General features: G+C 72.6%; 27 protein-coding genes and 1 riboswitch. Of the genes, 16 read left to right on the forward strand and 11 right to left on the reverse strand.

What is annotated here, in order from left to right:
- Nucleotides 1–97: 97 nt before the first annotated feature.
- The 6 genes from ACZ5Y0_RS25660 to ACZ5Y0_RS25685 all read left to right on the forward strand — a co-directional run bounded on the left by ACZ5Y0_RS25660 (nt 98) and on the right by ACZ5Y0_RS25685 (nt 5321).
- Entirely contained in the window at nt 98–853 is a 756-nt protein-coding gene (locus ACZ5Y0_RS25660) for a metallophosphoesterase family protein (RefSeq protein ID WP_469131150.1), read from the forward strand.
- A 143-nt stretch (nt 854–996) separates the two neighbouring features.
- A complete protein-coding gene (locus ACZ5Y0_RS25665; protein WP_469131030.1) occupies nt 997–1437 on the forward strand; it encodes an SRPBCC family protein in 441 nt (146 codons plus the stop codon).
- Between the two features lie 196 nt (nt 1438–1633).
- Nucleotides 1634–2791 carry an ArsA family ATPase gene (locus tag ACZ5Y0_RS25670; RefSeq protein ID WP_469131031.1) on the forward strand — a complete coding sequence of 386 codons (1158 nt, stop codon included), beginning with the start codon at nt 1634–1636 and terminating at the stop codon, nt 2789–2791.
- Between the two features lie 57 nt (nt 2792–2848).
- A complete protein-coding gene (locus ACZ5Y0_RS25675) occupies nt 2849–3346 on the forward strand; it encodes a DUF5304 domain-containing protein (protein WP_469131032.1) in 498 nt (165 codons plus the stop codon).
- 99 nt (nt 3347–3445) lie between these two features.
- On the forward strand, nt 3446–4399 hold the full coding sequence (locus ACZ5Y0_RS25680; protein WP_469131033.1) for an ROK family glucokinase: 954 nt from the start codon (nt 3446–3448) through the stop codon (nt 4397–4399).
- 127 nt (nt 4400–4526) lie between these two features.
- Nucleotides 4527–5321, forward strand: a complete 795-nt coding sequence (locus ACZ5Y0_RS25685) for an endonuclease/exonuclease/phosphatase family protein (RefSeq protein WP_469131034.1) — start codon at nt 4527–4529, stop codon at nt 5319–5321.
- A gap of 211 nt (nt 5322–5532) precedes the next feature.
- Here the strand turns inward: ACZ5Y0_RS25685 and ACZ5Y0_RS25690 are convergent, their stop codons facing one another.
- The gene (locus tag ACZ5Y0_RS25690; protein WP_469131035.1) at nt 5533–6165 is read right to left on the reverse strand and encodes a hypothetical protein; all 633 of its coding nucleotides are present in this window, start codon (nt 6163–6165) and stop codon (nt 5533–5535) included.
- Nucleotides 6158–6934, reverse strand: coding sequence for an alpha/beta hydrolase (locus tag ACZ5Y0_RS25695; protein ID WP_469131036.1), 777 nt, complete (start codon nt 6932–6934; stop codon nt 6158–6160). The genes ACZ5Y0_RS25690 and ACZ5Y0_RS25695 overlap by 8 nt, the downstream gene beginning before the upstream one ends.
- Before the next feature lie 156 nt (nt 6935–7090).
- Here ACZ5Y0_RS25695 and ACZ5Y0_RS25700 point away from each other — a divergent pair, with 156 nt between their 5' ends.
- Genes ACZ5Y0_RS25700 through ACZ5Y0_RS25710 form a run of 3 tightly spaced genes read left to right on the forward strand, consistent with a single transcriptional unit; the run spans nt 7091 to nt 9790 of the window.
- Complete coding sequence (locus ACZ5Y0_RS25700) at nt 7091–7861, forward strand: lysophospholipid acyltransferase family protein (protein WP_469131037.1); 771 nt, start codon at nt 7091–7093, stop codon at nt 7859–7861.
- Nucleotides 7862–7892: 31 nt separating this feature from the next.
- Nucleotides 7893–9116, forward strand: coding sequence for a MacS family sensor histidine kinase (gene macS, locus ACZ5Y0_RS25705; RefSeq protein WP_469131038.1), 1224 nt, complete (start codon nt 7893–7895; stop codon nt 9114–9116).
- Complete coding sequence (locus tag ACZ5Y0_RS25710; protein ID WP_469131039.1) at nt 9113–9790, forward strand: response regulator; 678 nt, start codon at nt 9113–9115, stop codon at nt 9788–9790. Before macS ends, ACZ5Y0_RS25710 begins: the two co-directional genes overlap by 4 nt.
- A gap of 232 nt (nt 9791–10022) precedes the next feature.
- Here the strand turns inward: ACZ5Y0_RS25710 and ACZ5Y0_RS25715 are convergent, their stop codons facing one another.
- Together ACZ5Y0_RS25715 and ACZ5Y0_RS25720 are read right to left on the reverse strand one after the other, a co-directional pair.
- The gene (locus ACZ5Y0_RS25715) at nt 10023–11912 is read right to left on the reverse strand and encodes an anthranilate synthase family protein (RefSeq protein ID WP_469131040.1); all 1890 of its coding nucleotides are present in this window, start codon (nt 11910–11912) and stop codon (nt 10023–10025) included.
- Nucleotides 11913–12019: 107 nt separating this feature from the next.
- Nucleotides 12020–12076 (reverse strand): trp operon leader peptide, encoded by a 57-nt coding sequence (locus tag ACZ5Y0_RS25720; protein ID WP_467517322.1) that lies wholly within the window; start codon nt 12074–12076, stop codon nt 12020–12022.
- 96 nt (nt 12077–12172) lie between these two features.
- Here ACZ5Y0_RS25720 and ACZ5Y0_RS25725 point away from each other — a divergent pair, with 96 nt between their 5' ends.
- Together ACZ5Y0_RS25725 and ACZ5Y0_RS25730 are read left to right on the forward strand one after the other, a co-directional pair.
- The gene (locus ACZ5Y0_RS25725; protein WP_469131041.1) at nt 12173–13525 is read left to right on the forward strand and encodes a class II 3-deoxy-7-phosphoheptulonate synthase; all 1353 of its coding nucleotides are present in this window, start codon (nt 12173–12175) and stop codon (nt 13523–13525) included.
- Nucleotides 13526–13684: 159 nt separating this feature from the next.
- Nucleotides 13685–13909 (forward strand): (2Fe-2S)-binding protein, encoded by a 225-nt coding sequence (locus tag ACZ5Y0_RS25730; RefSeq protein ID WP_469131042.1) that lies wholly within the window; start codon nt 13685–13687, stop codon nt 13907–13909.
- Nucleotides 13910–13921: 12 nt separating this feature from the next.
- Here the strand turns inward: ACZ5Y0_RS25730 and bfr are convergent, their stop codons facing one another.
- A complete protein-coding gene (gene bfr, locus ACZ5Y0_RS25735; protein ID WP_469131043.1) occupies nt 13922–14401 on the reverse strand; it encodes a bacterioferritin in 480 nt (159 codons plus the stop codon).
- A gap of 174 nt (nt 14402–14575) precedes the next feature.
- Between bfr and ACZ5Y0_RS25740 the strand changes: the two genes are divergently transcribed.
- On the forward strand, nt 14576–15208 hold the full coding sequence (locus tag ACZ5Y0_RS25740) for a sulfite oxidase-like oxidoreductase (RefSeq protein WP_469131044.1): 633 nt from the start codon (nt 14576–14578) through the stop codon (nt 15206–15208).
- Between the two features lie 18 nt (nt 15209–15226).
- Here the strand turns inward: ACZ5Y0_RS25740 and ACZ5Y0_RS25745 are convergent, their stop codons facing one another.
- The 6 genes from ACZ5Y0_RS25745 to thiO form a co-directional block, all read right to left on the reverse strand.
- Nucleotides 15227–15721, reverse strand: coding sequence for a DUF4396 domain-containing protein (locus tag ACZ5Y0_RS25745; RefSeq protein ID WP_469131045.1), 495 nt, complete (start codon nt 15719–15721; stop codon nt 15227–15229).
- Nucleotides 15722–15817: 96 nt separating this feature from the next.
- Nucleotides 15818–16696: a deoxyribonuclease IV gene (locus ACZ5Y0_RS25750; RefSeq protein ID WP_469131046.1), complete on the reverse strand. Its 879-nt coding sequence runs from the start codon at nt 16694–16696 to the stop codon at nt 15818–15820.
- Nucleotides 16697–16781: 85 nt separating this feature from the next.
- A complete protein-coding gene (pknB, locus tag ACZ5Y0_RS25755) occupies nt 16782–18719 on the reverse strand; it encodes a Stk1 family PASTA domain-containing Ser/Thr kinase (RefSeq protein ID WP_469131047.1) in 1938 nt (645 codons plus the stop codon).
- Between the two features lie 324 nt (nt 18720–19043).
- Nucleotides 19044–19838, reverse strand: a complete 795-nt coding sequence (locus ACZ5Y0_RS25760) for a thiazole synthase (RefSeq protein ID WP_469131048.1) — start codon at nt 19836–19838, stop codon at nt 19044–19046.
- A gap of 3 nt (nt 19839–19841) precedes the next feature.
- The gene (thiS, locus tag ACZ5Y0_RS25765) at nt 19842–20042 is read right to left on the reverse strand and encodes a sulfur carrier protein ThiS (RefSeq protein ID WP_469131049.1); all 201 of its coding nucleotides are present in this window, start codon (nt 20040–20042) and stop codon (nt 19842–19844) included.
- Nucleotides 20039–21202 (reverse strand): glycine oxidase ThiO, encoded by a 1164-nt coding sequence (gene thiO / locus ACZ5Y0_RS25770; RefSeq protein ID WP_469131050.1) that lies wholly within the window; start codon nt 21200–21202, stop codon nt 20039–20041. Before thiO ends, thiS begins: the two co-directional genes overlap by 4 nt.
- A riboswitch (TPP riboswitch) is annotated at nt 21200–21311 on the reverse strand. (Overlaps the previous gene by 3 nt.)
- A gap of 52 nt (nt 21312–21363) precedes the next feature.
- On the opposite strand from thiO, the gene ACZ5Y0_RS25775 reads away from it, so the two are divergent.
- The 4 genes from ACZ5Y0_RS25775 (at nt 21364) to thiE (ending at nt 24226) form a co-directional block, all read left to right on the forward strand.
- Complete coding sequence (locus ACZ5Y0_RS25775) at nt 21364–21717, forward strand: avidin-fold protein (protein WP_469131051.1); 354 nt, start codon at nt 21364–21366, stop codon at nt 21715–21717.
- 28 nt (nt 21718–21745) lie between these two features.
- On the forward strand, nt 21746–22987 hold the full coding sequence (locus ACZ5Y0_RS25780) for an NAD(P)/FAD-dependent oxidoreductase (RefSeq protein WP_469131052.1): 1242 nt from the start codon (nt 21746–21748) through the stop codon (nt 22985–22987).
- Nucleotides 22988–23068: 81 nt separating this feature from the next.
- The gene (locus tag ACZ5Y0_RS25785) at nt 23069–23434 is read left to right on the forward strand and encodes an Rv2175c family DNA-binding protein (protein ID WP_469131053.1); all 366 of its coding nucleotides are present in this window, start codon (nt 23069–23071) and stop codon (nt 23432–23434) included.
- A 144-nt stretch (nt 23435–23578) separates the two neighbouring features.
- Nucleotides 23579–24226 carry a thiamine phosphate synthase gene (thiE, locus tag ACZ5Y0_RS25790; RefSeq protein WP_469131054.1) on the forward strand — a complete coding sequence of 216 codons (648 nt, stop codon included), beginning with the start codon at nt 23579–23581 and terminating at the stop codon, nt 24224–24226.
- Nucleotides 24227–24233 lie beyond the last annotated feature (7 nt).

Consider the following 24233-nt stretch of genomic DNA (forward strand, 5'->3'; position numbering starts at 1 on the left):
CGCAGGGTCGGCCCCCACTGTTCACGTATGCCGCACACCCCTACCCTTGATCGACATGGCCTCCACCCCGTCCGGAAACCACAGCACACGTATCCACGTGGTCAGTGACGTGCACGGCAACGCGCGCGACCTGGCCCGGGCAGGCGAGGGCGCGGACGCGCTGATCTGCCTGGGCGACCTCGTCCTCTTCCTCGACTACGCCGACCACTCCCGCGGCATCTTCCCCGACCTGTTCGGCGTGGAGAACGCGCATCACATCGTCGAACTGCGTACGGCCCGCCGTTTCGCCGAGGCCCGCGAACTGGGCACCCGGCTGTGGGGCGGCGTCGACGGGGACCGCGCGACGGTGATCGAGCAGGCGGTGCGCAAGCAGTACGCCGAGATGTTCGCCGCGTTCCCGACGCCGACGTACGCCACCTACGGCAATGTCGACATGCCGACACTGTGGCCGGAGTACGCCGGCCCGGGCACCACCGTGCTCGACGGGGAGCGCGTGGAGATAGGCGGCTGGGTCTTCGGCTTCGTGGGCGGCGGCCTGCGCACTCCGATGCGCACTCCCTACGAGATCAGCGACGAGGAGTACGCCGCGAAGATCGAGGCCGTCGGCGAGGTCGACGTCCTGTGCACCCACATCCCGCCCGAGGTGCCGGAACTCGTCTACGACACCGTCGCGCGCCGCTTCGAACGCGGCAGCCGGGCGCTGCTGGACGCCATCCGCCGCACCCGGCCCCGCTACTCCCTCTTCGGCCATGTCCACCAGCCACTGGTACGGCGCATGCGGATCGGGGCCACCGAGTGCGTCAACGTCGGACACTTCGCCGGCACCGGGAAGCCGTGGGCGCTCCAGTGGTGAGGCCGGCACGGCGCGGAGGCGCGGGGCCCACGGGGTGAAGGCGGCTGGTCGGGCGCGCGGTAGCCTTCACGCTGCACACACGTGCGCACGCTCGCGCACGGGGGATCTCTCCCTACCGGCCCGCATCTGGAGGAACCACCGCGATGGCGGAATACACCAGCTCGAGCATCACGATCGAGGCGGCACCGGCCGACGTCATGGCGGTCATCGCCGACTTCGCCCGCTACCCGGACTGGACCGGCGAGGTCAAGGAGGCGGAGGTCCTCGCGACCGACGCCGCGGGGCGGGCCGAGCAGGTACGGCTGGTCATGGACGCGGGTGCGATCAAGGACGACCAGACGCTGGCCTACACCTGGAGCGGTGAGAACGAGGTCTCCTGGACGCTCGTCAAGTCCCAGATGCTGCGCTCGCTGGACGGCTCGTACCTCCTGAAGACCGCCGCGGCGGGGACGACCGAGGTCACCTACCAGCTGACGGTCGACGTCAAGATCCCCATGCTGGGCATGATCAAGCGCAAGGCGGAGAAGGTCATCATCGACCGGGCGCTGGCGGGCCTGAAGAAGCGGGTCGAGTCGGGGGAGTAGGGCCGCCCCGCGACGCGGGCTCGCGTGCCGCCCGGAGTGGCACGGGCGGGCGCTGGCACCCCCGATCGAGCGAAGCCGACAGGGGGGCAGGTACCCCGCCGGCAGCGCCGGGCCGCGCGACCACCTCCGGCCCGGTCGCGGCCGACGCGCACCGGTCAACAGGGCACAAGCCCGACTTCCGTTACCGTTCACCCTCATGCGCACCCTCCTGATCACCGGCCCCGGCGGCAGCGGCCGTACGACCGTCGCCGCGGCCACCGCACTGGCGGCGGCCCGCGAGGGCGTGAGGACCCTCGTGCTCAGCGCCGACCGCACCGACACCCTTGGCACGGCCCTCGGCGTGGCGACGGGTGCGGTGCCGGTGCAGGCGGGCTCCGACCTCACCGCCTGGCGCCCCGACGCCACCGCCGGTTTCCGGGACGACCTCACCGCCTTCCAGGACCGCGCCTCGACCGTCCTGGACCTGCTCGGCGCCTCGCGGCTCGACCCGGAGGAGGTCACCCCGCTGCCCGGCGCGGAGGAGCTGACCCTGCTGCGCGCCCTGCGCGACGCCGCCCTCGCCGAGAGCCACGACCTCCTCGTCGTCGACCTGCCGCCCGCCCCGCAGGCCCTCGCCCTGCTCGCCCTCCCGGAGGAACTGCGGCGCTACCTGCGGCGGCTGCTCCCCCCGGAGCGGCAGGCCGCCCGCGCCCTGCGCCCCGTCCTCGGCCGCCTGGCCGGCGTTCCCATGCCCGCGGAGTGGCTGTACGAGACGACCGCCCGCTGGGACCTGGAGCTGGCCGCCGTGGAGGCGGTCCTCGCCGACCGCCGGACCGCCGTGCGGCTGGTGGCCGAGCCGGGACCGGCCGGGGCCGACGCCGTCCGTGACGCCCGCCTCGGTCTGGCCCTGCGCGGCCTGTCCGTGGAGTCCCTCCTCGCGAACAGGGTCCTGCCCGAGGAGCCCGGCGACCGGCTGGCCGGGCTCCACACCCAGCAGCAGAAGACCCTGGCGGAGTGGACCGACGCGCGGACCGTCGCCCACCTGGGCCGCGACCCCCGTGGCGCCGACGACCTCGCCGCGCTCGCCGTGCCGGGCGTCAACCCGGTGGCATCCCCGGTCGAGTGGCCCGTCGAGGACCGGATCGGCGCGGACGGCGTCCTGGTGTGGCACCTCCCGCTGCCCGGCGCCATACGCGACGAGCTGGACCTGGTCCGCCGCGGCGACGAACTCGTCGTCACCGCCGGACCGTTCCGCCGGATCGTCCCGCTGCCCTCCGCCCTGCGCCGCTGCTCCGTGGCGGGTGCCGCCCTGCGCGACGGCGAGCTGCGCGTGCGGTTCGCGCCGGATCCCGCGCTGTGGCCGCGCACCCGGTGAAGGACGTTCCGCCGTTCGGGTAACGTCGTAGGGACGAACCGTAGTCAGGAGCCCGTCATGAGCGAAGAGCTTCCCCCGTCGGACACCGGTGAGCAGACCGTCGACGAGGTACCTCGCGCCACCGACGCGGACGCCTGGGCCACCGCCTGCGCCGAGGACCTGGCGGCGGAGAAGGCCCGCCGCCGCGCTGAGCGCGGGGCGCCCCAGGGATCGGCCGCCGAGGAACTGCGCAGGCTCGTCGACACGGTCGCCGACAGGCTCTCCGGCCTCCAGTCCCCGCTGCTGGGCGCGGTCGCCGGACCCGCCGCACAGCAGGTGGTGCGCCAGGTCGTCCAGCAGGCCAAGGCCGCCGTGGAACCGGTCATCGAGCGCAATCCGGACGTCTTCGACCATCTGGCCGCCGCGGGCGGCGAACTGCTCGCCGCCTACCGTTCCGCGGTCCAGCGGCAGGAGCGGCGCTGGACCGCCCGCACCGCCGATCCGACCGAGGACCCGGCTGATCCCCGCGACGACGACGGGGGCACCGGCCCCGGCCAGCGCATCGATCTCGACTGACGGTCCTCCCGCGCCTCCGGGCGGCGCTCGCGCGGTAGTGGCGCCGCCCTCCTCGGGTACGGTTGGCCGTAGCGGGGCTCGACCGAAACTGAGGGATTCATGGGACTCACCATCGGCGTCGACATCGGCGGCACGAAGATCGCGGCCGGCGTGGTCGACGAGGAAGGCAGCATCCTCTCGACCTTCAAGGTGCCGACCCCGGGTACGCCCGAGGGCATCGTGGACGCCATCGCCTCCGCGGTGGAGGGGGCGCGTGCCGGTCACCAGATCGTCGGCGTGGGCATCGGTGCCGCCGGTTACGTCAACCGCCAGCGCTCGACGGTCTACTTCGCGCCCAACATCGACTGGCGCAACGAGCCGCTCAAGGAGAAGGTCGAGGCCCGCGTCGGCCTGCCGGTCGTCGTGGAGAACGACGCCAACGCCGCGGCCTGGGGCGAGTACAAGTTCGGCGCCGGCAAGGGCCATCGCAACGTCATCTGCATCACGCTCGGCACCGGCCTCGGCGGCGGCATCATCATCGGCAACAAGCTGCGCCGCGGTCACTTCGGGGTGGCCGCCGAGTTCGGCCACATCCGCATGGTCCCGGACGGGCTGCTGTGCGGCTGCGGCTCGCAGGGCTGCTGGGAGCAGTACGCCTCCGGCCGTGCCCTCGTGCGCTACGCCAAGCAGCGCGCCAACGCCACCCCCGAGCGCGCCGAGGTCCTGCTGACCCTCGGCGACGGCACCCCGGAGGGCATCGAGGGCAAGCACATCTCCATGGCCGCCCGTCAGGGCGACCCGGTAGCCGTCGACTCCTACCGCGAGCTGGCCCGCTGGGCCGGCGCCGGCCTCGCCGACCTGGCCTCCCTCTTCGACCCGTCCGCCTTCATCGTCGGCGGCGGCCTCTCCGACGAGGGCGACCTGGTGCTCGACCCGATCCGCAAGTCGTACAAGCGGTGGCTGGTCGGTGGCAACTGGCGCCCGGTGGCGGACGTGATCGCCGCTCGGCTGGGCAACAAGGCGGGAATGGTGGGCGCGGCCGACCTGGCCCGCGAGCCCGACCCGATCATGTGACGGTCGGCTTGTGCCGACGCTCTGCCGCAGGGACGTTCCCCGCACCCCTCCCGGGGCGCGGGGAACCGTGCGTCCGGCCACCAGGGATCCTCCCACCCGCGGGACGATCAGCCCGTATCGTGACGGTATGGTGACGCTCCCGCCCTCGTCGGCCCGGCCGCTCCCGCTCCCGCCGGCCCGGCCGCTCCCCGAGCCCCGTACGGAACCCGACGGTTCCGCCGTGATCCGCGTCCTGAGCTACAACATCCGCTCGATGCGCGACGACACCGCCGCCCTCGCCCGAGTGATCACCGCCTGCGCCCCCGACCTGGTCCTGGTCCAGGAGGCCCCCCGCTTCTTCCGGTGGCGCAAGAAGCTCGCCCGGCTCGCGGCCGCGTCCGGTCAGGTCGTCCTCACCGGCGGCGGTACGGCCGCGGGCCCTGCCGTCCTCTGCTCGCTGCGGGCGACCGTCGAGCGCACCGAGGACGTGCTCCTGCCCCTCATCCCCGGACACCACCGACGGGGCTTCGCCACCGCGGTCGTCCGGTTCGCGGGTGCCCGCCTCGGCGTCCTCAGCTGCCATCTCAGCCTGGACGAGGCCGAGCGGTACGAACAGGCCGGGATGCTCCTCGACCGGCTCGCCGGGCTGGGCGTGGCGCACGCGGTCGCGGGCGGCGACCTCAACGAGCGCCCCGGCGGACGCGCTTTCACCCGCCTGACCGCCGCACTCCAGGACTGCCGTACGACGACACCGTGGGGCGGTGACAAGACCTTCCCGCCCGTCGGCCCGGACCGCCGCATCGACGCCGTCCTCGCGACGAACGGTGTCGAGGTCCTGGGCTGCGGGGTACCGCACGGCCTCCCCGGCATCACGGACACGGACCTGAGAACGGCGACGGACCACTTGCCCGTCCTGGCCGCTCTGCGGGTGCCCGCGGTCTGAGCCCCGACCGCCGGGCGGAGTCCGGCGCGGTCCCGCGGAGCCGGTAGGCCGCGCGGAATCGGTGAGGCCTTCGCGGCCGAACGGTGCGAAGGGCATGGAGGGAGCCTCTCCTGAGGACGGCCGGGGCCGCTTGCCCGTGCGGTCGTCCCCCGGGGTGGGCCGGTGTCCTAGGCCGCCCGCGGAGTGCCGGGCGCATGGTGCCGCCCGGCTCTCAGACCACCGCGCCCCGCCCCGGATCGTCGTCGTCCTCCTCGTCCGGGGGCATGCGCATCACCAGGGTGGCGAAACCGCCGAGGAAACCGCCGACGCAGACCGTCGTGAGCCACCAGGTCATGTCCCAGCCGAGCAGGATCGCCACCAGGAGCAGGATCGGACCGCCGATCACCCCGAGCCAGGCGAACCTGGCCGTGGTGTCGGCGTCGGGCAGCGGCGGCGGCTCGGGCGGCACGAAGTGGCCTTCGTCCTCCGCGTCGAGATCCGTCTCCGCGGGCTCCGCCGGCGAGTAGTCGCGCGGCCCGACACCGGGGGCGAAGGAGACCGAGCTGCCCAGCGGCTGGGCCGGCTGCTTCTCCTCACCGGGCTCGTCCGCGGCGCCCGCACCCGACGGCGCGGCGGCCGTCGGGCTTCCGTCGTTGGTCTCCACCTCCAGGAGCGCCAGGTCCTCGACCGACTTGAAGGGCTTGGCGCCCGGCGGGTCCACCGGCTCGTCGCCGTACCCCGCGACGATCGCCGCCCACGCGGCGTCCTCGTCGAAGGGCACGCTCTGCTCCGGCTCGTGGTCGCGGCCGTCCTCGCGGTCCTCGCGGTCCTCGCGGTCCTCGCGGTCGGAGTCGTGCTCAGCCACCTGCGGTCGTCCCTTCCTTGCCGACACTGGGTGCGAGCCGGCCGATGAACGCGAGGGTCTCCTCGAAGATCCGGTCCGCGTCGTGGTCCAACGTCGCCACGTGGTAGCTCTGTTCCAGCAGGATCTCGGTCACGTCCGTCGACGAGACACGGCTCAGGATCCGGGCCGCGTCGGCGGCCGGCACCACATGATCTTGGACACTGCGCAGGAGCAGCAGCGGCTGGGTGACCTGCGGCAGCTCTCCGTCGACCAGTCGGAGGAAGGCCCGCAGGGAGTGCGCCGCGTGCAGCGGCACCCGGTCGTACCCGGTTTCCAGGGCCCCCTCCTTGGCGATGTCGCTGACGATCCCCCTCGTCGTACGCACGAGATGACGGGCCGCCGGAAGCGTGCGGGCGGACAGGCCGTGCACCTTGTTCGCCGGGTTGACGACCACCACGCCCTCGACCGCGTCGTGCCGCGCGGCGAGCCGCAGCGCCAGGGCCCCGCCCATCGAGAGTCCGGCCACGAACACCCGCGCGCAGCGCCCCCGCAGCACGCGCAGCCCGCGGTCCACCTCCGCGTACCAGTCCTGCCAGCCGGTGACCGCCATGTCCTCCCAGCGCGTGCCGTGTCCCGGCAGCAGGGGCAGCGAGACGGTCAGGCCGTGCCCGGCCAGATACCGCGCCCAGGGGCGCAGAGACTGCGGGGAACCGGTGAAGCCGTGGCAGAGGAGGATCCCGACCTCCCCGCCGTCGTGGCGGTACGGCTCGGCTCCAGGAAGGACCGGCACGTCGGTCTCCTGTTCGTCGTTGTCGGTGGGACGGGCGTGCAGTTCACCGTACGCGACCGCACTGACACCGACCAGGGTCGTCGGGACCTTTGGCCACCACTCCGGGTTAAGGTCTGAGCGACACTTACAGGAGGCACTCGGTTGTTGTACGGCGCGATGAAGGTTTCCGTCGGGGGGCCGCTGAAGATGATCTTCAGGCCCTGGGTGGAGGGCCTGGAGAACGTGCCCGCCGAGGGACCCGCGATCCTGGCGAGCAACCACCTCTCCTTCTCGGACTCGTTCTTCCTTCCCGCGGTCCTCGACCGCAAGGTCACGTTCATCGCGAAGGCCGAGTACTTCACCACGCCCGGTGTGAAGGGCCGGCTGACGGCGGCCTTCTTCAAGGGCGTCGGCCAGCTCCCGGTGGATCGTTCCGGCGCCCGCGGCGCGGGTGAGGCGGCGATCAGGAGCGGCATGGACGTGCTGGAGCGCGGTGAGCTGTTCGGGATCTATCCGGAGGGCACCCGTTCGCCCGACGGCCGGCTCTACCGCGGCAAACCGGGTGGCCTCGCGCGCGTGGCGCTCGCCACCGGCGCCCCGGTGATCCCGGTCGCGATGATCGACACGGAGAAGATCCAGCCGCCCGGCCAGGTGATGCCGAAGATCATGCGGCCCGGCATCCGCATCGGCAGGCCGCTGGACTTCAGCCGCTACCACGGCATGGAACACGACCGGTTCGTGCTCCGCGCGGTGACCGACGAGGTCATGTACGAGATCATGAAGCTCTCCGGCCAGGAGTACGTCGACATCTACGCGACGGCCGCCAAGCGGCGGATGGCGGAGGCGGCGAAGGCCGACAAGGAAGCGGAGAAGGCCGCGAAGGCGGCCCTCGCGCAGGCCGAGAAGGACCAGGCGAAGAAGGAGAGGTCCGAGAGGACCGAGCCCTAGACGGCAGTCCGGGCTCAGGGGGGTGGGGGAAGTGCCGAAGCGCGAGAGAGTCATGAGGATGTCGGTCGAGCTGCCGCTGTGGCGCGCGCTCACCGCCTACCGGGTGCTGACCATGCTGTACGCGGTCGGCCTGTTCGTCACCGCGTACCACGACTACGACCGGCCCGGCGTCGCCGTCGCCTACTTCGCCGTCCTGTGCGGCTGGACGCTCGCCACCCTGCCCCGCGTGCAGAACGCGACGGCGTGCACCAGGGGCTTCCTCACCGCCGACCTCCTCGTCGCGCTCATCGGCATCCTGCTGACGCCACTCGTCGTGAACGACCAGCACATCCAGGAGAGCGGTCCCACCCTGCCGTCGATATGGACGGCCGGCTCGGTCCTGGCGTTCGCCATCAAGGGCGGCTGGCGCTGGGCCGCGTTCGCCTCCACGCCCGTCGCCGTCGCCAACCTGATCGAGCGGGGTCACCCGGCCCGCGACACCGTCCACAACGTGATCCTCGTCTGGGTCGCCTCCATCGCCATCGGTTACGTCGTCGAGGTCGCCCGCGCCTCCGAGCGCACCCTGGCCCGCGCCCTGGAGATCGAGGCCGCGACCCGCGAGCGGGAGCGGCTCGCCCGCGACATCCACGACAGCGTGCTCCAGGTGCTCGCCATGGTGCAGCGGCGCGGCGCGGTCATCGGCGGCGAGGCGGCCGAGCTGGGCCGGATGGCCGGTGAACAGGAGGTCGCCCTGCGCACGCTGGTCTCCGGCGGCCTCGTCCCGGTCTCGCGGGTGTCGCGGGACGCCGCCGAGGGAGCCGTCGTCGTGGCGGTGGACGAAGGCGACGACGCGGACGGTCCGGTCGACCTGCGCGCGCTGCTCGCCCCCTTCGCCGCCGCCCGGGTCAGCCTCGCCGAGCCCGGTGCCCCGGTGCTGCTGGCCCCGGATGCCGCCCGGGAACTGGCCGCGGCCGTCGGAGCGGCGCTGGACAACGTACGCAAGCACGCGGGTGAGCAGGCTCGGGCGTGGATCCTGGTGGAGGACGAGCCCGACGCGGTGATCGTGACCGTACGGGACGACGGGCCGGGGATCGCGGAGGGCCGGCTGGCGCAGGCCGAGGGCGAGGGGCGGCTCGGGGTCGCCCAGTCGATCCGGGGCCGGCTGCGTGACCTCGGTGGCGGGGCCGAGCTGGTGTCGACGCCGGGGCAGGGCACCGAGGTCGAACTGACGGTACCCAGACAGCATGTCGAGCGGGGGAAGGCAGGGACACGATGAGCCAGGAACAGGGTCCGATCAAGGTGATGGTGGTCGACGACCACCCCATGTGGCGGGAGGCCGTCGCCCGTGACCTCGCCGAGTCCGGCTTCGACGTGGTCGCCACGGCGGGCGACGGCGAGCAGGCGGTACGCCGAGCCAGGGCCACCTCGCCCGACGTCCTCGTGCTGGATCTCAACCTGCCGGCCAAGCCGGGCGTCCAGGTCTGCAAGGAGGTCGTCGCCGCCGACCCGGCGCTGCGCGTCCTGGTGCTGTCCGCGAGCGGCGAGCACGCCGACGTACTGGAGGCGGTGAAGTCCGGTGCGACCGGCTATCTGCTGAAGTCGGCGTCCACGGAGGAACTGCTGGACGCGGTGCGCCGCACCGCGGTCGGCGACCCGGTGTTCACACCGGGCCTGGCCGGGCTGGTGCTCGGCGAGTACCGGCGGCTGGCGTCCGACCCGGGCCCGGCGTCCGGCGCCGACGAACCGGACGCGCCCCGGCTCACCGACCGCGAGACCGAGGTGCTGCGCCTGGTCGCCAAGGGGCTGAGCTACAAGCAGATCGCCGAGCGGCTCGTCATCTCGCACCGCACGGTCCAGAACCACGTGCAGAACACCCTCGGCAAGCTCCAGCTGCACAATCGGGTGGAGCTGGTGCGGTACGCGATAGAGCGCGGCCTCGACGACGAGTGACCCGTCGGGCGGGCCGGGGTGGCCCGATGCCCGGCCCGCCCGACGGCCGCGGGCCGGGCATCGGGCCGGGGCGGGCCCGTCCTTCCTCGACACGTGCCCTGCGGCCGTCTCGGAGAACACCCTGGTCCGCCCGGTCACCCCCCCCGAACGCCCCGCGCCTCGCACCGGGCGTACCGCACCGGGACGCCCTCGGCCGCCGGGTCGCCCGGGCCACGGTGCGCGGCGTCCCGGACTACAGCGCCGGCCACCGCTCCGAGAACGCGCTGGTACCCCGCACCTGACCCATCAGCTGCCGCACGATCGCCGTCCCGTCCAGCGTGAGCACCGACTCCGGATGGAACTGCACACCGGCGAAGCCCGTCCCGCGCAGCGCGTGCACCTCCCCGTTCCGAGCCCGGCTCACCTCCACCCCGTGCGCGGTCAGCTCCCGCCGGGTGTCGTCGTCGCACCGCGCCACGAAACTGTTGTAGAAGCCGACGGTCTCCTCCCGCCCGAACAGCTCCACCCGCGCCTGCGCCCCCTGGTACGGCACCTCCTTCCGTACGATGTCCAGCCCCAGCTCCGCCGCGATCAGCTCGTGCCCCAGGCACACGCCCAGCACCCCGTGCCGGTGGTCCCGGACGACCCGCGCGGTCAGCTCCCGCAGGAACCGGATCTTCGGAGCGGCCAGGTCGGTCGGGTCGCCAGGTCCCGGACCCAGCACCACGGGGCCCTCGTGCGCGAGCACCGCCGCCCGCAGTCCCGGCTCGTCGTGGCGCCGGACGGTGACCTCCAGCCCGCACGAGCGCAGCACATGCGCGAGCATCGCCGTGAAGGTGTCCTCGCCGTCGACCACCAGGGCGTGCCCGGTCAGTTCCCGGGACCGCTCCTGCATCCGCAGCCAGAACGGCGCCAGAGACGCCCGGCGCCCGTCCAGCGCCGCCCGCACCCGGGGATCGTCGGCCAGCCGGGCCCGCGCCTCCCGGACCCGCGGCCCGGCCGGCCGTACGCCGAGGGCCGTCAGCACGCCCGCCGCCTTCGCGTGCGTCTCCGCGACCTCGCCCGCCGGGTCCGAACCGCGCACCAGCGTCGCCCCGACCGGCACCCGCAGCCGGCCGGCCGCGTCGATGTCGGCGGTGCGGATGAGGATGGGGGAGTCGAGGGTCTGCGACCCGCCGGAGTCCCGCCCGATCAGTGCCAGAGCGGCCCCGTAGTAGCCGCGCCCGCCGGCCTCGTGCCGCTCGATGACCCGGCAGGCGTTCTGCACCGGCGAACCCGTGACGGTCGCCGCGAACATCGTCTCCTTCAGTACGTCACGCACGTCCATCGAGGACTTCCCGCGCAACTCGTACTCGGTGTGCGCGAGATGGGCCATCTCCTTCAGCCGCGGCCCGACCACCACGCCGCCCATGTCGCCGACGGTGCACATCATCTTGAGTTCCTCGTCGACGACCATCGACAGCTCCTCGATCTCCTTGCCGTCGGCGAGGAAGTCCAGCAGGTGCTCGGGTGTCGGCCCGTCGTCGGGGTAGCGGTACGTCCCGCTGATCGGGTTCATCACGACCGTGCCGCCCGACATCCGCACATGCACCTCGGGGCTGGCACCCACCAGCGTGCGGTCCCCGGTGTGCACGACGAACGTCCAGTAGGCGCCCCGCTCGCCCTCCAGCAGTCGCCGGAACAGCGCGAGGGCGTCGGCCCGTCCGAACCCCGAGATCGCGCCCTCGTACGTCCGCCGGATGACGAAGTTGGCTCCCTCGCCCCTGCCGATCTCCTCCCGGAGCACCCGCGCGACGATCTGCGCGTACGCCTCGTCGCCGACGTCGAAGCCGCCGCCCTCGACGCGCACCTCGTGCGCGGGGAGCTGGTCCAGCGCCTCGGCCAGCGGGATCTCGTACCGCTCCTCGGGGATCAGGACGGACAGCGGCGTGCCGTCGTCACGGACGTCGAAGCCGCGCTCACGGATCTGACGGAACGGCACGAGCGCGAGGCCCTCGTCGGGCAGGTCGACGAGCCGCTCGCGCACGGAGACCGGGCCGAGGAGCAGCTCCACGGTGGCACCGTCCTCGGTGGCGCGACCCGGCGTGCGGCGGCGCAGCAGGGCGAACGGGCGGGGATCGGCGAGGAGGTCGAGCAGATGCATGGGGACGGTGTCCTTCTCGGTAGGGGGAGTCGAGAGGGACGGCCGGGCCCGCAAACACCGAAGGCCGCCCCCTCGGGCGGCCTTCGCGAAGTCTTGCGTACGCGCAGTCAGTGGGCCGCCGGACGAGCGGTCCACCACCAGTTCTGGATCGAAAGCGCGAACATGCGACGCACCCTACCCCACGCGCACGTGAGCGCCGGGGCGTCTCACCTGTCGAGCCGCACGAAAATCACTCGACATGACCCCGTAATGTTGGATGCGTGACCGTGAACGCTAAGACCAGCGCCAGCGCTGGCAACACCTGGCGAGACCTGCCCGCGGCGCAGCAGCCCGAGTACCCCGACACCGAGGCTCTGCGCGCAGTGATCGCGGACCTCGAGTCGTATCCGCCGCTCGTCTTCGCGGGCGAGTGCGACCAGCTGCGCGCCCGGATGGCGGCCGTCGCCAAGGGAGAGGCGTTCCTCCTCCAGGGCGGCGACTGCGCCGAGGCCTTCGACGCGGTGTCGGCCGACCAGATCCGCAACAAGCTCAAGACCCTCCTCCAGATGGGCGCCGTCCTCACCTACGCGGCCTCCGTGCCGGTCGTGAAGGTGGGCCGGATCGCGGGCCAGTACTCCAAGCCGCGCTCCAAGAACACCGAGACCCGCGACGGCGTGACCCTGCCGACGTACCGCGGCGACTCGGTCAACGGTTTCGACTTCAACGAGGCCGCCCGCGTCCCGGACCCCGAGCGTCTGAAGCGGATGTACCACGCGTCCGCCTCCACGCTGAACCTGGTGCGCGCCTTCACCACCGGCGGCTACGCCGACCTGCGCCAGGTCCACGCCTGGAACCAGGACTTCGTGAGGTCGTCCCCGTCCGGCCAGCGTTACGAGCAGCTCGCCCGCGAGATCGACCAGGCGCTCAACTTCATGCACGCCTGCGGGACGGACCCGGAGGAGTTCAAGACGGTCGAGTTCTACTCCTCCCACGAGGCGCTGCTCCTCGACTACGAGTCGGCCCTCACCCGCGTCGACTCCCGCACCGGCCGCCTGTACGACGTCTCCGCGCACATGGTGTGGATCGGCGAGCGGACCCGGCAGCTGGACCACGCGCACATCGAGTTCGCCTCGAAGATCCGCAACCCGATCGGCATCAAGCTCGGCCCGACGACGACGGCCGAGGACGCGCTCCAGTACATCGAGCGCCTCGACCCCGACCGGGAGCCGGGCCGGCTGACCTTCATCGTCCGCATGGGCGCCGACAAGGTCCGCGACAAGTTGCCGGAGCTGGTCGAGAAGGTCACCGCCTCGGGTGCGACCGTCGCCTGGGTGACCGACCCGATGCACGGCAACACCTTCGAGGCGGCCTCCGGTCACAAGACCCGCCGCTTCGACGACGTGCTCGACGAGGTCAAGGGCTTCTTCGAGGTCCACAAGGGCCTCGGCACCCACCCGGGCGGCATCCACGTCGAACTGACCGGCGACGACGTCACCGAGTGCGTGGGCGGCGGCGACGAGATCTTCGTCGACGACCTCCACCAGCGCTACGAGACCGCCTGCGACCCGCGGCTCAACCGCAGCCAGTCGCTCGACCTGGCGTTCCTCGTCGCGGAGATGTACCGGGACCAGTAGGGGACCGGTGACGTGGTGGACCCGTGAGGGGTCCGCCTGTTCCGGGGACGGAAGTGGGGCGCGGATCACACGGGATCCGCGCCCCACCGTCTTTTGCGGTCTCTGAGCGCCGGGTAAGGTTAGGTTTGCCTTAGCGATCTCGGCGGGAGGTGAATCCGCGTGTACGTCTGTAGTTGCTTCGGAGTGACAGAAGCGCAGGTCCAGCAGCATGCGGACGCCGGTGCCTGCACGCCCCGCCAGATCGCCTCCGCCTGCAAGGCGGGCACGGACTGCGGCTCCTGCGTCCGCCGCATCCAGGCGATCCTCGGCCGTGGCGCCTGCCCGCGCCGGGATCTGGCCGACCAGGGCCGGCCCGTTCTCACCGCGCTCGAGGAAGCCGCCTGAGCCTGCCGGGCCTCAGCTCTCCGGCTGCTCGATCAGCTGCGCGATGTACAGCGCCTCACCGAGCTTCTCCACCAGGTCCAGCTGGGTGTCGAGGTAGTCGATGTGGTGCTCCTCGTCCTCGAGGATGGACTCGAAGATGTTCGCGGACGTGATGTCGCCCTTCTCGCGCATCACCTTGATCCCGCGCTTGAGGCGGTCGATCGCCTCGACCTCGACCTGCCGGTCGGCCTCGAACATCTCCTTGACCGTCTGGCCCACACGCACGTGGAACAGCCGCTGGTAGTTCGGCAGGCCGTCCAGGAACAGGATCCGGTCGGTCAGGGTCTCCGCGTGCTTCATCTCGTCGAACGACTCGCGTCGCGTGTATGCGGCGAGCTTCGTCCAGCCGAAGTTCTCCTGCATCTTCGCGTGCAGGAAGTACTGGTTGATCGCGGTCAGCTCAGCGGTCAGCTGCTCGTTCAGGAACTCGAGGACCTCGGGGTCGCCCTGCATCGCAGAGGCTCCTTCCGTGCGGGGGATCGGGGGAGTGCCGCCGCATGATTTCACCGGCACCGAAGATCGTCCAGTAAGTGCGTACTTAGTAAGTTAGTCCATGTTCGTTACCACTAGCCCGATTCTGGACATGCCTGGTCATTCGCACCGGTCGGGGTCTGTCAGGATGGAGACATGGGTCATCCGGTGGAGCGAGAATCAGGAGAACCAGCCGCGACCGAGCTTCCGCCGGGGCAGCGACTTCAGCGGGGCTGGCCCGTCACCCACTATGGCCCGGTGCCCAAGTTCCGGCCGGAACGCTGGGAGTTCAGGGTCTTCGGGGCCACCGCCGACGGTGACAAGCGGTGCTGGAACCACGAGCAGTTCACGGCCCTCCCGTACGCCACCGTGCTGGCCGATCTGCACTGCGTGACGAAGTTCAGCATGCTCGGCGCCGAGTGGGGCGGGATCCCGGCACGGACCATACTGGAGGCCGTGCCGCCCGCGGCCGACGTCACCCATGTGATGGTGTGGGCGGAGTACGGCTTCAGCTCCAACCTGCGGCTGTCGGACTTCGCCGCCGAGCACACCCTCTTCGCCACCCACAAGGACGGCGAACTGCTCACCGCCGAGCACGGCTTCCCGGTGCGCCTGGTCGTGCCCCACCTCTATGCCTGGAAAGGCCCCAAGTGGGTCCGCGGCGTCGAATACATGACCGCCGACCGCCGCGGCTTCTGGGAGGAGCGCGGCTACCACAACATCGGCGACCCGTGGAAAGAGCAGCGCTACTCGTACCAGGAGGAGCCCGGGGACGGCCCCGAGCTGTGACTCCTGGCGTCTCGCCGGTCAGTGGTGGTACCGGTGCACCACCGCGTGGCCCTTGCCTCGGCCGATCATCCACTTGTTGACCGGCGTGGTGATCACGAAGGCGACGGCGAGGGCGATCGCCAGCGCCACCCAGAACAGCGCGTCGCCGAGCCCCGCTTCCATCGCGCCCGGCCACAGCACGAGCACGCCGTTGTCGACCAGTTCCATCACGGCGATCGACAGGGTGTCCGCGGCCAGCGCCACCCGGACGGCCGCTCGGAGGCCGACGCCGGCCTTCCGCACGCCGCGCAGGGTGAGCGCGTAACCGAAGAAGAAGGCGAGAACGATCGCCAGGATCAGGGTCGCCGCGTCGCCCCAGCCGAGCGCGGTGCCGACGACCATGCCGAGGACCTCGCCGATGGCGCAGCCGGTGAGGCAGTGCAGGGTGGCCTGGACGGCCAGGGCCCAGGTGCCGGCGGGCCGGGCCGACGTCCCGTGGTGGTGAGCGTGTGTGCCGTGCGCGTCATGCTGCATCGGTGCCCCCAACGTCGGATGACGGTTGCTGTGTCGGACTGGAACAACCGTATACCCCATGGGGGTATTCCGCGCGGGTCGGGAGCCCCGGACGGGTCAGCCGTCCCGGAGCTTCTTCAGCCGCTCCACGTCCGCCGCGTGCCCCTCCTTCCCGCCGGGCGTCTCGATGATCAGCGGCACGCCCGCGGTCGCCGGGTGCGTCATCAGCGCGCGGAACGGATCCTCGCCTATGTGACCCGCGCCGATGTTCTCGTGCCGGTCCTTGTGGGCGCCCGCCACGTCCTTGGAGTCATTGGCGTGGATCAGCTTCAGCCTGCCCTGACCGACGGTGTCCACCAGCAGGTCGAGGGTCTGATGCATACCCGCCGGGCCGGTCAGGTCGTGCCCGGCCGCGAAGATGTGGCAGGTGTCCAGACAGACACCGAGCCTCGGATGGGCGTCCAGCGCCTCGAAGTACGGCCCGAAGTCCCAGGTCCGCGAGCAGAGCGAGGCGCCCTGACCGGCCGTGGACTCCAGCAGCAGGAACGGGTCGTCGTCATGGGTCAGCTCGTCCAGCAGCGGCAGCAGATACTCCCTGACCTGCTTCAGCGCCACGGACCGCGCCCGCCCGCCCGTCGCGCTCCCCGTGTGCACGACCACGCCCAGCGCGCCGATCTCCCGTCCCCGGCGCAGCGAGTGCCGCAGCGACTCCACCGACTTCTGCGCCGTCGCCTCGGTGTGCGAGCCGAAGTTGATCAGGTACGGCGCGTGCACGTACGCCGGGATCGACTCGGCCGCGCAGGCCTCCCGGAACGCCGCGTCCTGCGCCGGGTTGCCCGCCGGTGTGGCCCAGCCGCGCGGGTTGGCGACGAAGACCTGGACCGCCTCCGCCGTGAGGTCACGGGCGTAGGACAGGCCCACGGAGTGCAGGCCGCCGGCCACGGGGACATGACCGCCGACAGGGTTGCGGGAGAGGGGGGAGGACGGAGAACTCACCCGTTCAGGGTGTCATGCTCCCCCTACCGCCCGGTCACCGGACGGCACCGCCACCGATGACGGCCGTCGTGGTCGCCGTGCACCGTCACCGGATGGTGATGGTGATCGTCGATCCCTTGGGGGCCTTGTCGCCGCCGTCCACGGACTGGCTCTTCACCGTGTCGCCGAAGAGACCCAGCAGGCCGCGGTCCTCGTCGACCTCGAAGCCCGCCTCCTCCAGCTCGGCCTCGGCGTCGTCGACGCTCGCGCCCACCACGTCCGGGACCTCGACCATCTCCGGGCCCTTGGACAGCGTCAGCGTCACCGTGTCGCCGTCGGCGGCCTGCTTGTCCGCGCCCGGCGACTGGGCGGCGACCCGGCCCTTGTCGAACTCGGAACTGACCCCCCCGGCGGAGACCTCGACCACCAGGCCGGCCTCCTCCAGCTCGGCCCGTGCGTCGTCGAGATCCTTGCCGGTGACGTCCGGGACGTCGATCGGGCCGCCCTTGCTGACGACGAGCGAGACCGCGGAGCCGGCCCGCCGCTCCGTGCCGGCCTGCGGGCTGCTGCTGACCACGAAGCCCTTGACGACGTCCTCGCTGAACGCCTCGGTGACCCGGCCGGGCTCCAGTCCGTCCGTCTTCAGCAGCTCCTTGGCCTTGTCCAGCCGCGAACCCTTCACATCCGGCACCTTCACGGTCTCCGGGCCGTCGGAGACGGTGAGGGTCACCGAGTCGTGGTCGCGGATACGGGCGCCCGGCTCCGGGTCGGTGCTGATGACCGTGCCGCGCCTCACCGTGTCGCTGTAGGCGTGCTTCACCTTGCCGACGTCCAGCCCGGCGGCCTCCAGCCGCTGTCTGGCCTGCGCCTCGGTCTGCGTGAGAACCGCCGGGACCCTCGTGAACTGGCCCGAGTTGATGTACCAGACGCCCGCGCCGACGCCGAACACCAGCAGGACGGCGGCGACGATCGCGACGAGCCCGCGGCGGGGCCGCACCGAGCGGCGCCGGGGCGGCGGCGGGGGCTCGGCCGCGAACCGGGACGTCCGGTTCATCGGGTCGCCGTCGCGGCCGTCGGCGTCCTCGTTCACCGGCAGGGGGCGCGGGACCGTGAGCGAGCGCGGGATCACGCTGGTGCGGTCCTCGGCGATGTCGCGGTCCGCGGACAGGGCCTGCGGCGGCAGCGCGTCCAGCTGCGCCTCGTCGAGCGCGCCGCGTGCCTCGCGGACCTGGGCGAGCAGCGCCACGGCGTCCGCGGGACGGACGTCCGGGGTGCGGGCGGTGGCCGAGGCCACCAGTTGGTCCAGAGCGACCGGCATGCCGGGGACGGCGGCGGAGGGCGGGGGCACGTCCTCGTGGAGATGCTTGTACAGCACCACGGCCGGGGTGTCGCCGTCGTGCGGCTTGTCGCCGGTGAGCATCTCGTAGAGCACGACCCCGCACGCGTACACGTCCACGCGCGCGTCGGTGGTGCCCTGCTCCATCTGCTCGGGCGCCAGGTAGGCGACGGTGCCGAGGACGGCTCCGGTGGTGCTGGTCACGGTGTCCACGGACCGGACGAGGCCGAAGTCGGCGACCTTGACCCGGCCGTCGTCCCCTATCAGCACGTTCTCCGGCTTCATGTCCCGGTGCACGAAACCGGCCCGGTGCGCGGCGCCGAGCGCGGCCAGCACCGGCTCCAGGATGTCCAGCGCGGCCCGCGGCTGGAGCGCGCCGCGCTCGCGCAGCACGTCACGCAGGGTGCAGCCGGCGACGTACTCCATGGCGAGATAGACGTACGACCCGTCGGCCCCCTGGTCGAACACCTGGACGACGTTCGGGTGCGCCAGTCGGGCGACGGACTTGGCCTCGCGGATGAACCGCTCGACGAAGGAGCCGTCGGCCGCGAGGGCCGGATGCATCACCTTGAGCGCGAGGACCCGGTCGAGGCGGGTGTCCACGGCCCGGTAGACCGTGGCCATCCCGCCGACCGCGATCCGCGCGTCCACGCGATAGCGCCCGTCGAGCAGCTGCCCGACCAGAGGGTCCTGAAGGGTCGTGTCCACGCAGGCGAGTCTACGAGTCCGCACCGCCACCCCTCACCGCTCACACCGGTATCGCAGCGGGACTGAAGCGGACCTGTGACGAGCGACACGAGCGGGCGCCGGTGCCCCGCCCCACAGGGGTCTCCCACCCTCGCACCACCCGTGACGCTCGGCGCGGACGGCCGGTGACGCTGGCCCCCACGGGCGAGGGACACCGCCGGGCCGACCGCCACCGGCGGTGCGCGGGTGGGGCGGCGGCGCGGGACCGCGGCGCCGGGTCACGACGCGGAGGACGTCGGGGGAGCGCCGTACCCGTCGCCGGTGGTGCGCGCGTGGGAGACGTGGTCAGAACGCCGGACGTTCCGGGTCCAGGGCGGCGCGGCCGTCCGTCGGGGACGACGCCTGCGCGAAGTGCCGCCGGGGGATGCGGCCCGCGAGGCGGGCCAGCCTCCCCGCCTCCACGGCCCCCCGCATCGCCCGGGCCATCAGCACCGGCTCCTGCGCCCGCGTCACGGCCGACGCCAGCATCACCCCCGCACACCCCAGCTCCATCGCCAGCGCCACGTCCGACGCCGTACCGGCCCCAGCGTCCAGGATCACCGGTACCCGCGCGTGCTCGACGATCAGCTGGAAGTTGTGGGGGTTGCGGATCCCCAGCCCGGATCCGATCGGCGACCCCAGCGGCATCACCGCCGCACACCCGACGTCCTCCAGCTTCCGCGCCAGCACCGGATCGTCGTTCGTGTACGGCAGCACCGTGAAGCCGTCGTCGACCAGCGTCTCCGCCGCGTCCAGCAGTTCGATCGGATCGGGCAGCAGCGTCCGCTCGTCGGCGATGACCTCCAGTTTGACCAGATCGGTCCCCAGCGCCTCCCGCGCCAGCCGCGCGGTCAGCACCGCCTCCCCGGCCGTGAAGCACCCCGCCGTGTTGGGCAGCACCCGCACGCCGAGCCGTTCCAGTACCGACAGCACGGACCCGTGCACCGAGGGGTCGACCCGCCGCATCGCGACCGTCGTCAGCTCGGTCCCGGACGCCGCCAGTGCCCGCTCCAGCGTCTCCAGGCTGGGCGCACCGCCCGTTCCCATGATCAGGCGGGACGAGTACGTCGTCCCGCCGAGGACGAAGGGGTCGTCGGCCATGGCTCAGCCTCCCTGGACGGCGCTGAGGACTTCCACGCGGTCTCCGTCGGAGAGGGCGGTGGCGGACCACCGCGCGCGGGGGACGACGGTCTCGTTGAGGGCGGCGGCCACCCCGGAGGGCGCCGGCGTCAGGGACCGTACGACGCTGTCGAGGGCCGTGCCGGGAGCGACCTCGCGCCGCTCGCCGTTCACCGAGATCTTCATGCGGGCTGCTCCGAGAGTGCGGCGGCGTGGAAGCGCCTGGGCGTGAAGGGACGGGCCTCGTCGGGGAGTTCACCGGTGGCCAGCGCATGCGCCATCGCGTCCCCGGTGACCGGTGTCAGCAGCACGCCGTTGCGGTAGTGCCCGGTCGCCAGCAGCAGTCCCTCCAGCCCGGTCGGCCCGAGCAGCGGCGCGTTGTCCGGTGATCCGGGACGCAGCCCCGCGCGCGTCTCGGTGAGCGGCAGCTCGGTGATACCGGGGACCAGTTCGTGGGCGTCCCGCAGCAGCTCGTACACGCCCCCGGCCGTCACCGTGGTGTCCCAGCCCATCTCCTCGCTCGTGGCCCCGACGACCAGCTCGCCGTTCTCGCGCGGCACCAGGTAGACCTGACTGCCGCGCACCACGGCCCGTACCGTCCGGGACAGGAACGGCGCGTACCGCCGCGGCACGGTCAGCCGCAGCACCTGCCCCTTCACCGGCCGCACCGGCGGCAGCGCCTCCGCCGGGACGCCCGCGAGACGCCCGCTCAGACTGCCCGCCGCGAGCACCACCTGCGCCGCGACGAGCGTCGTACCCGCGCGCGTGCGGACCCCCGTGGCGCGCCCGGCCGACACGGTCAGCCGCTCCGCCCAGTCGCGGTGGAAGGTCACGCCCGCCCGTTCGCACGCGGCCACCAACGCCGCCGCCAGCCGCCGCGGATCGACCTGGTGGTCCCCGTCCACCCGCAGTCCGCCCCGCACCCCGGGGGCGAGCATGGGTTCCAGCCGTCGGCACTCCCGCCCGGAAAGCCACTCCGACGCGAGGCCCGACTGCCGTTGCAGAACGTGCAGTTCGCGTAGATGGGCGCGGTCGTCGGCGTCCAGCGCGACCGCGAGCGTGCCGCAGCGGCGGTAGCCGAGGTCGTGGCCGGTGAGTTCGGTCAGCTCGGCCACGAAGTCCGGGTACCGGCGGGCCGATTCCAGGTTCAGGCCGAGCAGCGTCTGCTCGCCGTAGTGCAGTTCCGTGACGGCGGCGAGCATCCCGGCCGCCACCTGCGCGGCGCCGCCGCCCGGCTCGGGGTCCACCACCGCCGTGGCGAACCCGCGCTGCGCGGCTCGCCACGCGGTGACCAGCCCGATGATGCCGCCCCCGAGGACGAGGACCTCTGACGTGCGTGAGGACATGGGCGTCCAGCCCCTCCCTTCGCCGGCATGACCCGGATCAGGTTCGTACGGTCGGAGGCCGCCAGCCTCCCTCTCAGCCCGGTGCGTCCGGGCTCCCGCGAGTGCTCTACGTTGGCCACCCTAGCCCCCCGTCGTCCGTCTCAGTAAGGGAGCCTCCGCTCGTGGCCCGTTCGCTCGACGGTCTGGTCCTGGCCCCGGTGGCCGACCAGGCCCCCGGTCAGGTCGGCACCCGCACCCGCTTCACGTACCACGAACGCGACGGCGTGGTCTGGGCCGACTACGCGGGCGGCGACGTCGTACGCGGGCACCTGGTGGGTATCCGGGAGGGGGACCGGCTCGACTTCCGGTACGTCCAGCTCGGACGCGACGGGACGACGTCGTCCGGGCACTGCGTGTCGGCGGTCGTCGAGCTCGCCGACGGGCGGCTGCGCCTCGAGGAGACCTGGGAGTGGGAGTCGCGGGCCGGCAGCGGGACCAGCGTTGTGGAGCAGGTCACGGAGCAGGCCGGTGACTGACGATTCGTCAGCTGTCTAAGGTGATCAGGTGAGCGAGCAGACAACGGAAGAAGACAGGCCGGCGGACCGGCGGGTGGTCGTGGTGGGCGCGGGAATGGCCGGGGTGCAGACCGCCGTCGCCCTGCGCGAACAGGGCTTCGACGGCACGGTGCTCCTCATCGGCGCCGAACCCCACCAGCCCTACGACCGGCCCCCGCTGTCCAAGGCCGTCCTGCTCGGCACGGCCGAGCACTCCGCCTTCGATGTCGACTTCGAGAGCCTCGGTGTCGAACTCAGGCTCGGCAGCGAGGCCCTCGGCGTACGCCCCGCCGACCACGAACTCGACACCGGGTCCGGCCCCGTGCCGTACGACGTCCTCGTGCTCGCCACCGGCGCCGAACCGATCCGGCTGCCCGGCACCGAGGGCGTCCCCGGCGTTCACCTGCTGCGCACCCTGGACGACGCCGAACGGCTGCGGCCGGTGCTCGCCGACCGCCACGACATCGTGGTCGTCGGCGCCGGCTGGATCGGCGCCGAGTTCGCCACCGCCGCCCGCGAGGCCGGCTGCGCGGTCACCGTCGTCGAGGCCGCGGACCGGCCGCTGGCCGGCGCCCTGCCCGCCGAGGTGGCCGCCCCGATGACCGCCTGGTACGCCGACAGCGGCACCGGACTGCGCACCCACGCGCGCGTGGAACGCGTCGAGCCCGGCGCGGTCCTCCTCGACGACGGGTCCCGGCTGCCCGCCGACGCCGTCGTGGTCGGCATCGGCGCCCGACCCGCCACGGCCTGGCTGACCGGCTCGGGCATCGAGCTGGGCCCGCACGGCGACGTGGTGGCCGACACGAGCCTGCGTACCTCCGTGCCCGACGTGTACGCGGTCGGCGACTGCGCGTCCTTCCCCTCCGGGCGGTACGGCGAGCGGCTCCTCGTCCACCACTGGGACAACGCCCTCCAGGGCCCGCGCACGGTCGCCGCGAACATCCTCGGCGCGGCCACCGGCGAAACTCCCGCGGTCTACGACCCGGTCCCGTACTTCTGGTCGGAGCAGTTCGGCCGCTTCGTCCAGTACGCCGGCCACCACGCCGGCGCCGACACCACCCTGTGGCGCGGCGACCCCGCCGGTCCGGCCTGGACGGTCTGCTGGCTGCGGGAGGACCGTCTGGTCGCGCTGCTGGCGGTGGGCCGCCCCCGCGACCTCGCGCAGGGCCGCCGGCTGATCGAGTCGGGCGCGCCGATGAACCCGGAGCTGCTCATGGACCCGGCGAGACCGCTCAAGGCGGCGACGGCGTGAACCCCGTGTCCAGCGGGCGGCTCACCCCGCCACGAGGAGGCTCGGCTACCGACTGTCGGTCCGGGATGGCAGTCTTGAGGGGTGACCGAGATTGACGCAAAGATCGATGCTCTCGTCCCCGCCTGGCTCACCCTGCCCGACATCGCAGAGATGCTCGATGTCGACGTGACGCGTGTGAGGCAGCTGGTCAAGGACGGCCAGCTCATCGCCGTACGCCGTGGTGAGAACAAGGCGCTGCACGTCCCCGCCGCCTTCATCGACGAGGACAAGGTGGTCAAGGGCCTGTCCGGGACCCTGACCCTGCTGCGGGACGACGGCTTCTCGGACGAAGAGATGCTGGAGTGGCTGTTCACCGCCGACCCCTCCCTGCCCGGGACGCCGGCGCAGGCGCTGAGTGAGAACCGCGGCACGGAGGTGAAGCGCCGCGCCCAGGCGCTCGCCGTCTGAGCCGGAGATCCGCCGGAGAGCCGCTCCACAGAACCCCGTAGATCCGAACGACCGCCAGGTGTGCGGCCGTGGTCCGCCACGGCCGCACACCGCCCGCCCCGGGAGAGGCCCGAGGCGCCACCGACCGCCCCGGGGGGCCCACGCATGCCCGACACCGCCCGCTCCCAGCTCGCCGACGCCCGTCTCTACCTCTGCACGGACGCCCGGAAGCGCCAGGGCGACCTCCCGGAGTTCCTGGACGCCGTCCTGGCGGGCGGCGTCGACATCGTGCAGCTGCGCGACAAGGGCATCGAGGCGGCCGAGGAGCTCGAGCACCTGGCGGTCCTCGCCGACGCCTGCGCCCGCCACGGCAGGCTGCTCGCGGTCAACGACCGGGCGGACGTCGCCCACGCCGCCGGCTCCCACGTCCTCCACCTCGGCCAGGGCGATCTGCCGGTCCCCGCGGCCCGCGCCGTCCTCGGTGACGGCGTCCTGATCGGCCGCTCCACGCACAGCGAGGCGGAGGCGGACGCCGCGGCCGTACAGGACGGCGTCGACTACTTCTGCACGGGCCCCTGCTGGCCGACCCCCACCAAGCCGGGCCGTCCGGCCCCCGGCCTCGGCCTGGTCCGTCACACGGCGGCGCTGGGCACCGGGCGCCCCTGGTTCGCGATCGGCGGTATCGACCTCGGCAATCTCGACGAGGTGCTGGAGGCGGGTGCCCGACGTGTCGTGGTCGTCCGGGCGATCACGGAGGCCGACGACCCCGGTGCCGCGGCGGCGGAGTTCGCCGAGCGGTTGCGCGGGATCTGAGCCGGCG

This window comes from Streptomyces sp. NPDC033216 (assembly GCF_055577115.1).

What these genes read in the sequence shown, in the direction of transcription:
- ACZ5Y0_RS25665 (WP_469131030.1), top strand. Translation starts at nt 997, where the DNA reads ATGGCGGAATACACCAGCTCGAGCATCACGATCGAGGCGGCACCGGCC.
- ACZ5Y0_RS25670 (WP_469131031.1), top strand. Translation starts at nt 1,634, where the DNA reads ATGCGCACCCTCCTGATCACCGGCCCCGGCGGCAGCGGCCGTACGACC.
- ACZ5Y0_RS25675 (WP_469131032.1), top strand. Translation starts at nt 2,849, where the DNA reads ATGAGCGAAGAGCTTCCCCCGTCGGACACCGGTGAGCAGACCGTCGAC.
- ACZ5Y0_RS25680 (WP_469131033.1), top strand. Translation starts at nt 3,446, where the DNA reads ATGGGACTCACCATCGGCGTCGACATCGGCGGCACGAAGATCGCGGCC.
- ACZ5Y0_RS25685 (WP_469131034.1), top strand. Translation starts at nt 4,527, where the DNA reads ATGGTGACGCTCCCGCCCTCGTCGGCCCGGCCGCTCCCGCTCCCGCCG.
- ACZ5Y0_RS25700 (WP_469131037.1), top strand. Translation starts at nt 7,091, where the DNA reads ATGAAGGTTTCCGTCGGGGGGCCGCTGAAGATGATCTTCAGGCCCTGG.
- ACZ5Y0_RS25710 (WP_469131039.1), top strand. Translation starts at nt 9,113, where the DNA reads ATGAGCCAGGAACAGGGTCCGATCAAGGTGATGGTGGTCGACGACCAC.
- ACZ5Y0_RS25715 (WP_469131040.1), bottom strand. Translation starts at nt 11,912, where the DNA reads ATGCATCTGCTCGACCTCCTCGCCGATCCCCGCCCGTTCGCCCTGCTG.
- bfr (WP_469131043.1), bottom strand. Translation starts at nt 14,401, where the DNA reads ATGCAGGGCGACCCCGAGGTCCTCGAGTTCCTGAACGAGCAGCTGACC.
- ACZ5Y0_RS25740 (WP_469131044.1), top strand. Translation starts at nt 14,576, where the DNA reads ATGGGTCATCCGGTGGAGCGAGAATCAGGAGAACCAGCCGCGACCGAG.
- ACZ5Y0_RS25745 (WP_469131045.1), bottom strand. Translation starts at nt 15,721, where the DNA reads ATGCAGCATGACGCGCACGGCACACACGCTCACCACCACGGGACGTCG.
- ACZ5Y0_RS25760 (WP_469131048.1), bottom strand. Translation starts at nt 19,838, where the DNA reads ATGGCCGACGACCCCTTCGTCCTCGGCGGGACGACGTACTCGTCCCGC.
- thiS (WP_469131049.1), bottom strand. Translation starts at nt 20,042, where the DNA reads ATGAAGATCTCGGTGAACGGCGAGCGGCGCGAGGTCGCTCCCGGCACG.
- thiO (WP_469131050.1), bottom strand. Translation starts at nt 21,202, where the DNA reads ATGTCCTCACGCACGTCAGAGGTCCTCGTCCTCGGGGGCGGCATCATC.
- thiE (WP_469131054.1), top strand. Translation starts at nt 23,579, where the DNA reads ATGCCCGACACCGCCCGCTCCCAGCTCGCCGACGCCCGTCTCTACCTC.